This is a genomic window from Ruminococcus sp. AF17-22AC (assembly GCF_003460065.1).
Lineage (GTDB): Bacteria > Bacillota > Clostridia > Lachnospirales > Lachnospiraceae > Blautia_A.
The window spans coordinates 35,471-50,461 of the sequence record NZ_QRXT01000014.1 but is presented as its reverse complement, the minus strand read 5'-3'; the positions used below and the strand labels follow the sequence as shown (position 1 = coordinate 50,461).

Here is a 14,991-nt window from a genome sequence, read left to right as displayed (position 1 = left end):
AAAATGAATAAAGAAATCCGAGACTATCAGGAGTCAATGTTCTGGGGGTTAAGTTTCCGGCAGTGCTTATTTTCGGTACTGGCAATCCTGGCAGCCCTTGGGATTTATTTCCTCACCCGGAAATATGCCGGGGAACAGGTAACTGGATGGCTGTGCATCCTTGGGGCGGCTCCCTTTGCGGCCTGCGGCTTTTTCCGTTACCACGGCATGACGGCAGAACAGTTTGCATGGACAGTCATCAAATCCGAACTGCTGTATCCGAAACGGCTGGTATTTAAGTCGGAAAACCTGTACTTTTCCTGTCTGGAAGAGAGCCTGCGGCTGGGTGAAAAAATGATGGGAAACGGAGCGGAGCTTCTGGAGAAGAAGCGGACGAAACAGAAGAAACCAAAGAAGCGAAAAGGAAGGGGTGATGCCTTTGATTAAAACCCTGAGTCAGACACTGAAACAGGACAAAGAAAAATTTAAAGTACCGAGGTCTGTCCAGCAGGCAATCCCCATCCGCAAGATCTGGCCGGACGGTATTTTTCAGGTGGAGAGCAAGTATTCCCGGACATTCCGGTTTACGGATATCAACTATTCCATTGCCAGCAAAGCGGACAAGACAGAAATGTTTCTGGATTATTCCGAGCTTTTAAATGCACTGGATTCCGGCTGTACGGCGAAGATTACCCTGAACAACCGCAAGATCAACAAGGAAGAGTTTGAGCAGTCCCTGCTGATTCCGATGAAAGGGGACGGGCTTGATGCATACCGGAAGGAGTACAACGACATGCTCCTGTCCAAAATCTCCGGTACCAACAACAGCATCTATCAGGAACGCTATCTGACCGTCAGCGTTCACAAGAAAAATATCGATGAAGCCAGAACCTATTTCGCCCGTGTGGGAACAGATATCATCACCCATCTGGCCAAGCTGTCCTCCATCGGGGAAGAACTGGATGCAGAACAGAGGCTCCAGATCTTCCGAGACTTTTTCAAGGCAGACGTTCCGCAGAGTTTCCCGTTTGACATGAAAGCCTTTGCGAAAAAAGGACACAGCTTCAAAGACTGGATCTGCCCGGACACGATGGAATTCCACAATGATCAGTTTAAACTGGGTGAGCAATATGGCAGAGTCCTTTTTATGGAAGATTACGCCAGCTATGTAAAAGACGAGATGGTATCGGAGCTGTGCGGACTTGGCAGAAACCTGATGCTATCCATTGACATCATCCCGGTACCGACAGACGAAGCAGTGAGGGAGATCCAGAACCGACTGCTGGGCGTAGAGACAAATGTCACCAACTGGCAGAGGCGCCAGAATGCAAACAATAACTTTTCTGCCGTGGTTCCTTACGATATGGAGCTGCAGCGAAAAGAAACCAAGGAGATGCTGGATGACCTGACCACCAGGGATCAGAGAATGATGTTCGGTATCTTGACGATGGTACATATGGCAGACAGCAAGAAGCAGTTAGATTCTGATACGGAAACCCTGTATTCCATTGCCAGAAAACATCTCTGCCAGATGGCAACCCTGAAATGGCAACAGGTCGATGGGCTGAATACCGTCCTGCCGTATGGCCTGCGGAAAATCGATGCCGTGCGAACCCTTACCACAGAGTCCACTGCCGTATTGATTCCATTCCATACGCAGGAGATCATGCAGCCGGGCGGCATCTATTATGGGCAGAATGCAGTCAGCAAAAATATGCTGGTGGCAGACCGAAGGAAACTGTTAAATGGCAACTCTTTCCGACTGGGTGTCAGCGGTTCGGGAAAGAGCTTCTCAGCAAAAGAGGAGATCGTAGACCTTGCCCTTTCCACGGAAGATGACATCCTCATCCTTGATCCAGAGTCGGAGTTTGCTTCTCTGGTGGAAGCCTTAAACGGAGAGGTTATCCGGATCTCGGCAACCTCGGATACTCATCTGAATGCACTGGACATGGATTCCGCCTATGGCAATGACCGCAACCCGCTCATTGAGAAGTCAGAATTTATCCTGTCCTTGTTTGAGCAACTTGTCGGAGCCGGAAACCTTTCGGCAAAGGAGAAATCCATCCTCGACCGCTGCACCGCAGATGTGTACCGGGATTATATGAGGGGCGGTTACAAAGGGCAGGTGCCGACTTTGAAAGACCTGTACCGACAGCTCATGCTCCAGCCGGAGGAAGAAGCCAGAGGACTGGCCTTGTCTTCGGAATTGTTTATCAACGGAAGTCTGAACACCTTTGCCCAGGAAACCAATGTCAACACGAAGAGCCGTATCATCGACTATGATATTCGGGAGCTGGGCGAACAGCTGATGCCCCTTGGCATGCTGGTCACACTGGATTCTATTTTCAACCGTGTGATCCAGAACTGGAAGAAGGGAAAAACGACATGGATCTTTGCGGATGAGTTTTATCTGCTGTTCCGCTACGAATACAGTGCGGACTTTTTCTACCGCCTGTACAAGCGTATCCGTAAGTATTCCGGATTTGTCACCGGGCTTACCCAGAACGTAGAGGAACTTCTGAAATCCGATACCGCCCGCCTGATGCTGGCGAACAGTGAGTTCCTGATCCTTTTGAATCAGGCCACCACCGACCGGGACGAGCTGGCGGCACTTCTGAATATTTCAGACAACCAGTTATCCTACATCACCAATGTGGGTGCCGGCCATGGTCTGATCCGCTGTTCCGGAAATCTGGTGCCATTTGAAAATTCGTTTCCAAGAAATACAAAACTGTACCGCCTGATGACGACCAAGCCGGGCGAAGCGTAAGAGCGGGACAAGCCGAGACTGGAGGTGAGAGATGAAGGATATCAAAACCAAAGAAGTTACAACAAAACCAAAGACCAAAAATCCTGCCTCCAGAATCCCCAAGGAGCTGATGCGGACGGCCATACTGGAGAGCAAGGAAAAATCCCAGACCATCGCAAATGCCAGGGACAATGACATGGGAGAACAGTCCCCATCCGAATATGCCAGTGGGAAAGTCACATCCGCAGAGGAATGGGCTGCAAGAAAGACAGGCAGAACTGTAACCAGAGCCGGAAAGACAGCCGCACAGACTTCCTACGAGAAGATCAAACAGAGAGCCGCTGGCAAAAAAGAAGCGGAGAAAGAAACCGCCAGAGGAACAGGGGACACACAGACCGCCAATCCTGCCAGCCGGGAAGCTCAGGAGGTACAGATCCAGGAAGCCCAGCGGCAAAAGGTGGTTTCAGATGCCGTCAAAACGAAAGAGCAGAAGATCCGGGCTGCCAGGGAGACACCAAGAATCCAGAACAGACAGGAAATAGCAGAAATGAAGCAGCTCTCCATCCGAGAACAGAGCCGGAAGAAGGAAGCAAAAGATACAGTAAGGCAGACCGCCATCCGACAGAAACAGCCGGAAACCATTCGGATTAAAGAAAAACCAAGGAAACAGCCGGAGCCGAAAACCATACAGAAGCGTATCATCAAGACGGCTCCCCAGTCTGCGAAGATCAGCGTCCAGCCAGAGCAGAAGCTCCGTGCGGCCAGCTCCAACGCCCTGACAGCCCGGATGCAGAAGCAGATGGAACGAAGGGCAGCGAAGCAGGCGGCGAAGAAAGCTGCCATGCAGACGTCCAACAACGTCCGCCGGATGCAGAAAACGGCAAGGGCAGGGCAGAATACCTTCAAGGCAGCCAAAGCCGCCGTGGAAGCGGCAGCGAAAACCGTGCAGTCCATGATGGCTGCACTGGGAGCCGCCGGAGCAGTTATCGTTCTTTTATTGGTTATCATGGTCGGAATCATTGGCGGTGCGGCATTTTCAGGAAGCTCAGAGAGCAACGAAGCATTGAGTCAGGAAGTCCTTTCCTATACAACAGCTATCCAGAAATATGCCAACCAGTACGGAATCCCCGAATACGTTTCCGTGATACAGGCGATCATGATGCAGGAATCCGGCGGCCGGGGAACCGATCCCATGCAGAGCAGTGAGTGCCCATACAACACCAGGTACTCCAACAGTCCCAATGCCATCCAGGACGCAGATTACTCCATACAGGTAGGAATCCAGTATTATGCAGACTGCCTGAAGGAAGCCGGATGCACCAGTCCACAGGATATGGATAAGCTGAAACTGTCCCTGCAAGGATATAACTACGGCAACGGATACATAACGTGGGCGATACGGAAGTATGGCGGTTACAGTGCCGAAAATGCCCTGCAGTTTTCCAACGAGCAGGCGGCTTCGCATGGATGGAGTGCCTATGGCGACCCAGAGTACGTCCCACATGTCCTGCGGTATTATTCCAGCGGCGGATTGTTTGCCGGCCTGTTTGGAGGCAACGGCCAGATCGTATCGGTGGCACTTACCCAGCTTGGAAATGAGGGAGGCCAGAAGTTCTGGTCGTGGTATGGCTTTGACAGCCATGTGGCATGGTGTGCCTGCTTTGCCAGCTGGTGTGGGGATCAGGCAGGACTCATCAAGAGCGGCAAGATGCCAAAATTCTCCCTGTGCGATGATGGAATCGCATGGTTCCAGAGCAAGGGAAAGTGGAAAAGCCGGGGATATTCCCCAGCACCCGGAACCCTGATCTTTTTTGACTGGAACGGGGACGGAACCTCAGACCATGTGGGAATCGTGGAGAAAACCGAAGGCAGTACCGTATACACCGTGGAAGGAAACTCCAGTAATGCCGTGAACCAGAGAAGCTATGATATCAATAACGGAACGATCATGGGATATGGTATACTTTGAAAATTAAAATAGAATATAAGTTATAACCTATGAAAAGAAATTTGATATGTGTAAGTTGATAATGAAAGTCGATGCAAGTATGGATTCTTATGCAAAGATTATTTAAAGAACCATAAAAATACGCTGTATCAGTTTATGCTTCTGTAGGACACTATTAGAGAGCATGTGATATATTATCTGTAAATAAAAAATCAGAGATCAGTAATGGACACACTGATTTTCTGGTTTTTTTATGATAACTGTATTACTGTATTGATAAATATATCACAGTGCGATATAATGCAAGTATCGAAGTACGATATATCGCACTGAAAGGAAAGGTTTATGGATGCACATATAAAAAAGGTTTACGTTCCCATGACGGAGACAAGTTTTTACATATTGTTATGTCTTCGTACTCCAAATCATGGATACGGGATTGTACAAAAAGTAAGAGAACTGACAGAAAATGAAGTGGTACTTGGTCCTGGAACCATGTATGGAAGTCTTTCAAAAATGGAAAAAGATGGCCTAATCCATTTTATCAGGGAAGAAGATAAAAGGAAAATTTATGAGATCACAGAACTCGGTACGGAAGTTCTGGAGCTTGAGCTAAAAAGAATCCGCAGATTGTATCGTAATGCACAGGAGGTAACGCAATGAAGAAACTCAAAAAAGAAATTCGCTGGTTTAGTATTATGGAGTACGAAAAAGAAGAAAATTACCTGAGCAAAAGGCACTTGGAAGGTTGGAAATTCAAGAGCGTAACATTTCCTGGACTATATACATTTGAGAGATGTGAGCCTGAGAAGGTAATTTACCAGCTAGATTACAATAAAGAAGGAATCAAACATCAGAGTGAATATATACGAATGTTTGAAGATTGCGGATGGGAATACCTGACAGAATTTGATGGATACAATTATTTCAGGAAACCAGCAGACAAGATGCAACAGAAAGAGGAAATATTCTGTGACGACATCTCCCGTCTGGATATGATGAATCGGATTTTTCGTGGAAGAGTAATTCCGTTAATATTGATGATTCTTTGTATCCTGATTGATACTATTGTAACAGATCCCAGTGAACCAGGCTGGATACCAGTATTTTTTAGGGTAATGTTAGTTGTATATGTTATTACTTTTCTACAGTTTGCTGTAAAATATTTTGTATTTTGGAAAAAAGTAAAAAAATAGTATACAGTTGACAACTCATCAACGTAAAGAGTTCATTGTCTAAATGAGTAGGGAACTTCTTTTCTGACTTTAAAAGAATTTTAAATTTTTTGTTACCACCTGGAATTATTTACGATATATAGTATGAATAGATAATAACGGAAATGTAAAAGGGACAGTAGATGTAAAAAATCAGCTTTGTCCCTTTTGTAACCTAAATTTGATATGTATAAGTTAACTTTCTTATTTGATTAAATTTATATGAAATGAAAAGAACCAGTGAGAGAATCGTTAAATTTCACTCACTGGCTCAATTCGTTTCAAATTTTTCGGACAACTCTGTCAGTTCTTTCACCGTTTCCTGGGTGTGATGCAGCAGGGTGTCACGCATTTCTGGCGGACAGCTGGAATAAAGCATTTTCATCTGATTGACACCCTCATCCTCCAGAGAAACATCTGGATTTATAAGTGTATCTAAAGAGATGTGCAGGACCTTTGCCAATGCTCTCAAAATCAAATAGGAAGGATTCATTTTCCCTTTTTCGATATTGGCGATTTGCTTTACAGAAACATGGCTCAGATCAGAAAGTTCCTGTTGTGTCAGTTCTTTATTCTTTCGGGCTTCCCGCATTTTTTGCCCTAAAGCAGTTAAATCATCAATCGGCATAATCGTTCACCTCAATAATATCGTATCGTTCCGGTTTATGTGATGGAATGACCTTATTATGCCGGTTAATGGGCTTGATTATACCGATTATAAAACTGAGAATACAAATTCCATTAAAGAGTAATGAAGGATGCAAACTTACCTGTATCCGTGACAGCATCCGGCGTGGTCTGAAGCAGCTGGCAAAGTATTTTTAGGGTAGAATAACAGAGGGCGCAAGGTCTCAAAGTGCTTCTGCATAAGACCTTGCGCCCTACCTATTGTAGTAGCCTTAGAGGTGTATTTTGTAAAGCTATCTTTGAGTGAAGAAACATGATCTTTATCAAGAAAATTTGTTTCTTTCGGATATGTTTATATAGTTCCACTTGATAGCCAAAATAATTCATAACTATTACCTTGAAGCGGGCAAGCACATCGGATAGAATAAATATAAAGAAAAGCAGCGGCGATCTGGCACAAACGTCACATCGCCGCCCTTTAGCATTTAGCATAGAAACCTTACATCAACTGTAAGTGGTTTATCTTCCTGCCATGCAGTAAAATATAATCAACAACTAATCAAAAAGCGAAAAGGCAAAAGGTGATAATATGAATTGCAAAGAAAAACTTTTGGAAGTCCGAGATATACACAAGGTATATACGAAAGAGGGTGTTCCTACAAAAGCTCTTAATGGCATTACCTTTGATGTTCTTGATGGCGAATTTTTGGGGATCATGGGCGCAAGCGGATCAGGAAAAACGACCCTACTAAATTGCATTGCTACGGTTATTAAACCGACCTCCGGGCAAGTCCTGCTTTCCGGCGCAAATGTGAGTTCCTTTGATAGCGAAAAACTGGCTGAGTATCGGGGCAATAAAATAGGCTATCTGTTTCAGGATTTTGCTTTGCTTGACAACTTGACTGGCAGAGAAAATATCCTGCTGCCGCTTTCTATCCATAATGTAGATATATCTGCTGCGGAGAAGAAGTTGAATGACATTGCAGGACTTTTTGGAATCACGGATGTGCTCTCCAAATTTCCGGTGCAGATGTCAGGTGGTCAAAAACAGCGCGTCGCTGCCGCCCGCAGTTTGATTTCCGACCCCGATATTATTTTGGCAGATGAGCCAACTGGGGCATTGGATACAAAGGCAGCGCGGTTGCTTATGGAAAAACTGTGCGAGATCAATCACGGTCGCGGACGCACAATTTTGATGGTAACACACGACCCGAACGCTGCAAGTTTTTGTTCCAGAATCCTATTCATACAGGACGGTGTGATTTTCCATGAGCTGCGCCGGAAAATTCCGACTGAAACACGGGAGGAATTTTATGCGCGTATCTTACAGGTAATGGCACAGATGGGAGGAGGGAGTGCAAATGTTCTTTAACCTTGCGTGGCGAAACTCCAAACGAAACCGTAGTGAGAACCTGATTTATTTTCTTACTATGGTTACAGCTATAGCCACATTTTATATCGTCCTCTCCCTTGGAAGCCAGGACGTGATGCGCTTCTTGGAGGAAATCGAAAGTGACGCTGTTAATCGACTTCTGACAATGCTAATGCCGACGGTTTATCTTTTTTCGCTGCTGTTTGTATTTTTCCTTGTCATTTTTGCGAACAAATATCAGCTTGAATGTAGGAGCCGGGAATTAGGGCTTTACCTGATGTTTGGAATGACAAAGCGACACTTGTTTATTCAAATCATGGCAGAGGGGCTAATCACATCACTGCTGGCTCTTTTGGGCGGACTGATCTGCGGCGGCTTTTTATCAGAGGTAATCAGCCTTGCTACGGCACGGCTTGTAGGTCGCGGCATAATTGCACATCAGTCAAGTTTTTCTGTGAGCGCTGTTCTCTTGACAACGCTTGGATTTCTAATGATTCAAGTTGTCGCGTTGTTCATCCTTTGTGGAAAACTATTCAACAAAGAAATCCACCAACTCCTTTATGGAGAAATGGCGAAGAAACAGCAAGTTGGAAAAATGAGTGGGAACTTATTTTCCCTCATTCTCGGAGCGGTAGTTTTGACGCTTGCATATTGGGTAATCCTAAAGTATTTCATGGTTGCTGGCGGTATGATGATAATTGTTGCCGTGATATTAGGTATTGTGGGAACAATGCTTTTTATCCGTGGGCTTGCAGGCTTGCTGAGCGCAGCGGCGGCTTCTGTGAAACGCAACACAACACACGGTCTATATATTTTCACTCTGCGGCAGTTACACGAAAATATAGTCCACAAGTATATTTCAATCGGTGTTGCATCTATTTTGATTATGCTCACTATCATGCTCATTGCGGACGGATCAACCCGCATTATGTCGTATGGGAACCAAATGACGCGGGGATCTTCTGTTTACGATTTTACCGTCACGGGCAATGAAGCGACTGTTGAAAAATACCTTTCGGGTAAGCAAATGCAGCCCTATGTGGCTGATTTGAGCCGCATGGAAACAGGAACAATGAAACGCCCAGCTTCCGTGAAAGCGAACTCTTTTATAGATTGGTCCGGGCTGCGTGAACAGGTTGTTTTGAATCTGCCGCCAGAAGTAGAGGATCCCGTCACACAAGGAGCTACAAGCTATGAGTTCAGTCCCAATCAACCAGCCGCGCTTAACCTTTTAGGGTGTATTGATACTACGGGAGCTTCGCCATTTTTAATTCCCGTATCTTCATATAACGAATTGCTGGAAGCAGCTGGAGAAAAAACTATCGTTCTTGGAATCGACGAAGCTGTATTCTATCTTAACCCGGATTTTCAGGGGAGTACAAAAGAAGAAACCACCACCATGTTGAACCAGATTGCGGAGGACGCACGGGCTAATGGTAAAGTCTTGATTTCTATTGACGGACTGCCAATTACGCTTATCCCGTTTGTGCCGATGAAAGGCTTGACTGCGGATGAAAACGTAAAAATCATAACCGCATTGATTGTTTCCGATGAAGTATATTCTGAATATGTAAATCCAGGCACCGTTACCGTTTATCACAATTTCTGTATTCCGAGCGAAACTGTGGAAGCTGATGGCCTGATGGTGTCGATTATGGAAGCCCGTGACCTGTTAAAGCCCTCTGGCCTGTACTGCGAAAGCTATTTGGACAATTTCGGACGGCAACTATTTTATGTCATTTCCGGCAGCTACACGACCTTATACATGGGTTTTATGCTTCTAATTATCGCTTGCGCCCTACTTGCCCTGCAATTCCTAACCCAAATGCGAGAAACAAAGGCAAGGTATGCGACACTTTCTATTCTGGGCGCACGACGCGAACAAATGAAGCGTTCCATAAACCAACAGGTGCTATGGTATTTTCTGCTCCCGCTGTTTCCTGCGTGTATCAGCGGTACAGTCGGAATTTGCGCAATGCAGCATTACCTATACTCTAATATGGCAAAACTGCAACAGTCTTATCCTATGCTGCTCGTTATGGCGCTTGTCGTTGTTTGTATGCTTGCATTGTACGGTGTGGCTATTGCGCGGACAGCAAACCGTGAAATCAGCAAATTAAATTGGAAGCCAAATGCTTAATGGGCTTATTCGGGAAGGAGGTGTTCATATTGGCGCAAATTATTGTGGTTGAAGATGATGTATATATGCGGGAAGAATTGATTGATGTGTTGGAAAAAGCGGGATATGACGCTGTTCCTTTGCTTGACTTTGAAAATGCCGTATCACAGATAATGTCTCTTTCCCCGGACTTGATTTTGCTCGACATCAATCTTCCTTTTCACTCCGGCTTTGAAATCTGCAAAGAGGTAAAGGCCAAACAGCTTGGGACTGTGCTGATATTAACTGCAAGAGATAAATTACAGGACGAGCTTCACGCTTTGGGATTAGGGGCGGACGATTACCTAACAAAGCCATGCAACACGGAACGGCTTCTTGCCCGCATTAAAAACCTCTTGCGCCGCAAAGAAGAACAGATGCAGCAGGGATTGCTTAACGGGGGCGGCTTCCTGCTTGATCCAAACACTTTTACGCTCTATGCAGGAAAGAAATCTTATGTTCTTCCGCAGAATGAGGGGAAAATACTTCTCACCCTTTTGAAAAGCAGCCCGAACCTTGTATCAAAGAGCGACCTGTTTCATGTGCTTTGGGGAACAGCGGAGTTTATAGACGAAAATGCGCTGCAAGTCAATTTTACACGACTGCGGAAAACGCTGCGTGAAGTTGGACTTGATGATCGCATTGAAACGGTGCGCGGGCAAGGCTACCGTTTGAAAGAGCAGGTGGAAGTATGAAGAAATTTAATACTCTCTTGACCTATGTATCGTCCAATCGTATTTGGTTGATTACTCTTGGCTGCTTGGATTTGTTCTTTGCGTTTCTGGCATGGGTGGCTTATCCGGGGGATTTTTTGAGCCTTGTGGGGCTAATGATATTTGTATCACTTGCCGCGTTTGTCATCCCCTTTGTCATCTCAATTCATAAACGCAGTAAAATTGATGCCGCTTTTCGGCGCTTTCTGTTAGAGCCGGACGACACAAACGAATACCTGTTGTGTGAAAGTGCCCCCGCGTCAATGCGCCCATATATCCATGAATTAGCCCATCATCTGAGAATGCAAGAGGGGTATGTGAACGAACAGCAGTTAAAGGTTGCCAACTACGAAAGTTATATTGAAAATTGGGTGCATGAAATCAAGAAACCTCTGTCCCTTATGACGCTTCTTTTAGATAATCGAAAGGTTGAGATGTCACCGTTGGTGCATACTCGTATGCTATATGTACGCGACCATGTGCGGCAGAACGTAGAACAGATTTTGTACTTTTCACGTCTTGGGGCGGCTCACAAAGATTGCTATTTTGAACCAATTCTGATCTTAGAGACTTGTCGGGAAGCGGTTGAGGACAATTTATCCTTGCTTGAAGAAGCCCAATTTTCTGTCACATATTCCGGGAACGACTGTAACGTAATTTCTAACAAAAAAGGCTTTATGTTCATTTTGGGACAGATTATTAGCAACAGTGTAAAGTATGCTGTGAAGGACACCGCCCCCACTATTCAATTTTCAGTAACGGATAATCCGGAAAGCGGGCAGATTACTCTATCCGTCAACGATAACGGAACAGGTATACCCGCGTCTGATCTGCCGTTTGTTTTTGATAAGGGCTTCACTGGGGACGCAGGAAGCTTTTTAAGCCGCTCCACAGGTATGGGATTATATTTAGTGCAGAAAATGGCAAAAGATTTAGCGATAGATTTACAAATCACATCACAGTTGTCATGCGGAACAACCATTATTCTGATGTTCCCCAAGGTGCAATATCCAGTCAGGAGGTTTGATGATGCAACAGCAGATTCGTACGCAAACACCAAAGAAAAATAAGCCTGCGGCTTCTCTGATTATAAGTTGGCTGATTATCTTGGGCGTATATTTACTTTTGCGCCTTGTCTTTGTTATCTTCGGATTTCATTTGGCACCAGTTGTTTTAGGTGGATGTTTAGCTGTTCTACCTTACATTGCGGGAGCGTTTTATCTTTTTAATACACCAGCGGCACATCGGGTGGGAGGTTGTGTGTTAGGAATTTTACTGCCGTCCATTGTAGAAAAACTCGTTCTTTATTTTTTTGGTGCGTCCCTTTACGGAATACCTCTGGCAGATGTCAGCGGAGTAATGAGCAGAATTGCAGCGAATGAGCCGTTCACACACATTTTTTCTAATCCGGCAGCACGCTATATTCTTAATCTATCATTTTTTGGATGGCAGTACATTGTCGGCAGTATTGTCGTATGTGCAATTCTGATTTTAGGCATGATGGGTATTCAAAAAAGAAAATCATGTTCTCGAACGTAAGGAAAACTGAGGGGATTTGTAAATGAGCAGAAAAATAGTGATGACACTCGTGTGCATCCTTGTATTGGGTCTATCTGGGTGTGGAGATACACTCACTCTTAATCAATACAATACGAGTGAAATTTGGTATATAGCATATACAGACATTGATACAGTTTGTGGGAGCAATGAATTAACCGCAGATGGCTCCAGCATTTTACATTCTGAGGAAGATTATCTTCTGCTTTCATATGTAGTTGACAGCAATATTGAAATTACAAAAGAGCTAAAGGATGGGGGGTGGGACCATTTGATCCTGACAAACCCTCAATGGATAGATCGCTTTGGTGATCCCAGCAAGTTAAAACCTGTGGAATATGGCAGTTTGGCAAATAGCATGCAGGAATTTTTAGATGTTCAAATGCCTATATTGACTGCTGATGGAAATGTATTGCCTGATGGAGTGGGACTATATCAATATGATGGAGAGACATTATTGGCATTTCCGGTGCATGTGGCGTTGGGCGCAGCAGAGCCGATAGAAGCAAAAAATCCATTGATTATCCTTGTGGATAAACCGGCACAAAGTCTTAAAGCGAGTAGCTGTATGTTGCCGCTGACTTCAAGCGGAAATGTCCTGTTTGCAGAAGGAGAGAAACTTCAAGAGTCATTTGACGAGAGCAAACTAATTGACTATGGATCGATTGAAGAGTTTCAGATGAATCATTAAAGTGAATCTGAAATGTGGAAAACAGTAGCTTAGTATAACAGAAATAGCTGCCGCACGACGGCAAAAGAAAAAAAGCCGTCGTACAGCAGCTAGAATCCGTGCTTATACTTCAAAAGAAACTCGGTATGGTGCGTTCCGTGGATGTTGCCCGGTACATGGAAGTTTCAAAACCCAGCGTATGTTACGCAGTAGGAACTTTACGAGAGGGCGGTTTTTTGACAACAGACGAAAACCATTATATACACCTGACCGACCTTGGCCGGGATGTGGCCGAAAAAATTTACGAACGCCATTGCTTTTTTACTTATCAACTTATAGCCGTTGGAGTTAATCCACAAACTGCAGAAGTGGATGCTTGTCGCATGGAACATGCAGTCAGTGATGAAAGTTTTCAAAAACTGAAAGAGCATGCGATGAGAGGGATTGCTGCACAAAAAATTGACAATACATTTGATAATTTTCCTGTGAAGAAATAGAAAATGTTGCTTTGCTAAAATAGATTAAATATGAAAGACACAAAATACAAGATATTAGCATATTTTGACAATCAATCATATCGAAAACTATTCAATGAGGTAAACTCAGATTATGCAGAAAATCTACAAATTTTACTGCATAATTTGAGTTTATTTTCTTATGATGTGCTTATAATAGGAGTGATCCTTTATAAAGAGAACATAAGTAATATTATATCTGCTATTAGAAAAATAACGCAGATACCAATTATTATTTTGACGGATGCTTCCTCTTTATTGTGTATGTCATGGAAAAAAGAATTAATATACGCTGGTGCAGATTGTGTAATGGATATAAATAGCACTATAGAAGAAGTAGATCTGCAGATTTTTTCATTGGCACGACGAAATAATAAACAAAAAATAACTCAAAAGCAATCCGAAACGATGATTGATAAGGGAAAACTTGTAATGGATCATAAGAAACATAAAGTATTTTGGAATAATGTAGCGTTACATTTAACACGACAAGAATATAATTTTTTATACTTATTAGCGGTGACACCGATGAGAGTATACACATTTGAACAGATTTACCAGCTTGTATGGAAAGATTATTCTGTTGGTGATATTAAAAATATCATCTGGTGTCTGGTAAAGCGATTGAGAAAAAAGTTGAATGTCGTTGAAGACGGTGCCGGGAATTGCATTGTCAGTGTCAGGGATATAGGTTACAAATTTGAATTGAATAATGAAAACGAACAGCAGTAAGGCGAATAATCCGTAAAAAGATTGTTCGTCTTATTTTATTTGTGCTGGAAAGAAGGTGATAAAAATTGACCGTCAATTGACAGGTTTCTGACCGTTAACTGACAGGTGCATCCGATACACTGTGCCTTTGTAAAGATATGATTACAAAGGAGATCCGTGTTTGCAGGGAAACAGCAGAGATGCCGGACATTCCTGTGGACAGGAAGAACGAGCCAGATCACCGCCACACTCCGATTTGATTTCACAAAAATTCAGATCGGAGGAAAAGATAAGTGGCTTATAACAAAGCAAAAGAAGAATATAGATGGAACCAGTGGAAAACAGAGGAAGAGAAGATCCTGCGTGAGCAGGGTGTGGATGAAGAGACGATCCAGAAGCTCCGGGAGTATGACTGGAACGATTTTAACGCAGAGCGGAGATTCCGGGAACATCAGACCTCACTTCTGGACTGTATGGAACTGCTTCTGGAAGAAAAAGAATTAGGAGAGTCTCAGCCAGAGAGTGTGGAAGCCCTGCTCGATACCGTGGAGAATGAGGAATTGCTTCAGATCCTGTTATCGACTGACAAGAAAACTCTTCAGATGGTTGTTCTGAAGATGATGGGATATGCACCAAAGGAGATCAGCCATCACATGGAACTGCCGGAGCAGACTGTTTATACAAGACTGCGGAGGTTACGGGAGAAAATCAAAAAGTCCATGAAATTTGAATAAAACAAAAGGCTCTCATCGGCTGATTATCAGAACGAATAGACAGG

The 14,991-nt window shown here is 44.2% G+C and carries 15 protein-coding genes; 14 read left to right on the top strand and 1 reads right to left on the bottom strand.

The window, feature by feature from the left end:
* Nucleotides 1–3: 3 nt before the first annotated feature.
* From DWW86_RS15240 to DWW86_RS15215, 5 genes are all read left to right on the top strand, one after another.
* Nucleotides 4–426, top strand: coding sequence for a PrgI family mobile element protein (locus DWW86_RS15240; protein WP_330410336.1), 423 nt, complete (start codon nt 4–6; stop codon nt 424–426).
* Nucleotides 413–2,749: a VirB4-like conjugal transfer ATPase, CD1110 family gene (locus tag DWW86_RS15235; protein WP_117943890.1), complete on the top strand. Its 2,337-nt coding sequence runs from the start codon at nt 413–415 to the stop codon at nt 2,747–2,749. Before DWW86_RS15240 ends, DWW86_RS15235 begins: the two co-directional genes overlap by 14 nt.
* 31 nt (nt 2,750–2,780) lie before the next feature.
* Nucleotides 2,781–4,697: a lysozyme family protein gene (locus DWW86_RS15230; protein ID WP_117943889.1), complete on the top strand. Its 1,917-nt coding sequence runs from the start codon at nt 2,781–2,783 to the stop codon at nt 4,695–4,697.
* Nucleotides 4,698–5,021: 324 nt separating this feature from the next.
* Nucleotides 5,022–5,339, top strand: coding sequence for a PadR family transcriptional regulator (locus tag DWW86_RS15220; RefSeq protein WP_117628469.1), 318 nt, complete (start codon nt 5,022–5,024; stop codon nt 5,337–5,339).
* Nucleotides 5,336–5,872 carry a DUF2812 domain-containing protein gene (locus DWW86_RS15215; protein WP_117628468.1) on the top strand — a complete coding sequence of 179 codons (537 nt, stop codon included), beginning with the start codon at nt 5,336–5,338 and terminating at the stop codon, nt 5,870–5,872. The genes DWW86_RS15220 and DWW86_RS15215 overlap by 4 nt, the downstream gene beginning before the upstream one ends.
* Before the next feature lie 289 nt (nt 5,873–6,161).
* Here the strand turns inward: DWW86_RS15215 and DWW86_RS15210 are convergent, their stop codons facing one another.
* Nucleotides 6,162–6,518, bottom strand: coding sequence for a helix-turn-helix domain-containing protein (locus DWW86_RS15210; protein ID WP_005337966.1), 357 nt, complete (start codon nt 6,516–6,518; stop codon nt 6,162–6,164).
* Nucleotides 6,519–7,106: 588 nt separating this feature from the next.
* Here DWW86_RS15210 and DWW86_RS15200 point away from each other — a divergent pair.
* From DWW86_RS15200 to DWW86_RS15160, 9 genes are all read left to right on the top strand, one after another.
* On the top strand, nt 7,107–7,889 hold the full coding sequence (locus DWW86_RS15200) for an ABC transporter ATP-binding protein (protein ID WP_055057039.1): 783 nt from the start codon (nt 7,107–7,109) through the stop codon (nt 7,887–7,889).
* Nucleotides 7,879–10,029, top strand: coding sequence for an ABC transporter permease (locus tag DWW86_RS15195; protein WP_055057040.1), 2,151 nt, complete (start codon nt 7,879–7,881; stop codon nt 10,027–10,029). Before DWW86_RS15200 ends, DWW86_RS15195 begins: the two co-directional genes overlap by 11 nt.
* 29 nt (nt 10,030–10,058) lie before the next feature.
* Entirely contained in the window at nt 10,059–10,742 is a 684-nt protein-coding gene (locus DWW86_RS15190) for a response regulator transcription factor (RefSeq protein WP_025577041.1), read from the top strand.
* Complete coding sequence (locus tag DWW86_RS15185) at nt 10,739–11,830, top strand: sensor histidine kinase (RefSeq protein WP_117943888.1); 1,092 nt, start codon at nt 10,739–10,741, stop codon at nt 11,828–11,830. Before DWW86_RS15190 ends, DWW86_RS15185 begins: the two co-directional genes overlap by 4 nt.
* A complete protein-coding gene (locus DWW86_RS15180; protein ID WP_055057042.1) occupies nt 11,790–12,299 on the top strand; it encodes a hypothetical protein in 510 nt (169 codons plus the stop codon). The genes DWW86_RS15185 and DWW86_RS15180 overlap by 41 nt, the downstream gene beginning before the upstream one ends.
* A 22-nt stretch (nt 12,300–12,321) precedes the next feature.
* Nucleotides 12,322–13,008 (top strand): DUF6619 domain-containing protein, encoded by a 687-nt coding sequence (locus DWW86_RS15175; protein ID WP_117943887.1) that lies wholly within the window; start codon nt 12,322–12,324, stop codon nt 13,006–13,008.
* A 47-nt stretch (nt 13,009–13,055) separates the two neighbouring features.
* Nucleotides 13,056–13,484: a metal-dependent transcriptional regulator gene (locus tag DWW86_RS15170; RefSeq protein ID WP_044944563.1), complete on the top strand. Its 429-nt coding sequence runs from the start codon at nt 13,056–13,058 to the stop codon at nt 13,482–13,484.
* A 30-nt stretch (nt 13,485–13,514) separates the two neighbouring features.
* A complete protein-coding gene (locus DWW86_RS15165) occupies nt 13,515–14,234 on the top strand; it encodes a winged helix-turn-helix transcriptional regulator (protein WP_008400022.1) in 720 nt (239 codons plus the stop codon).
* 272 nt (nt 14,235–14,506) lie between these two features.
* Nucleotides 14,507–14,947: an ECF-type sigma factor gene (locus DWW86_RS15160; RefSeq protein WP_117808240.1), complete on the top strand. Its 441-nt coding sequence runs from the start codon at nt 14,507–14,509 to the stop codon at nt 14,945–14,947.
* Nucleotides 14,948–14,991 lie beyond the last annotated feature (44 nt).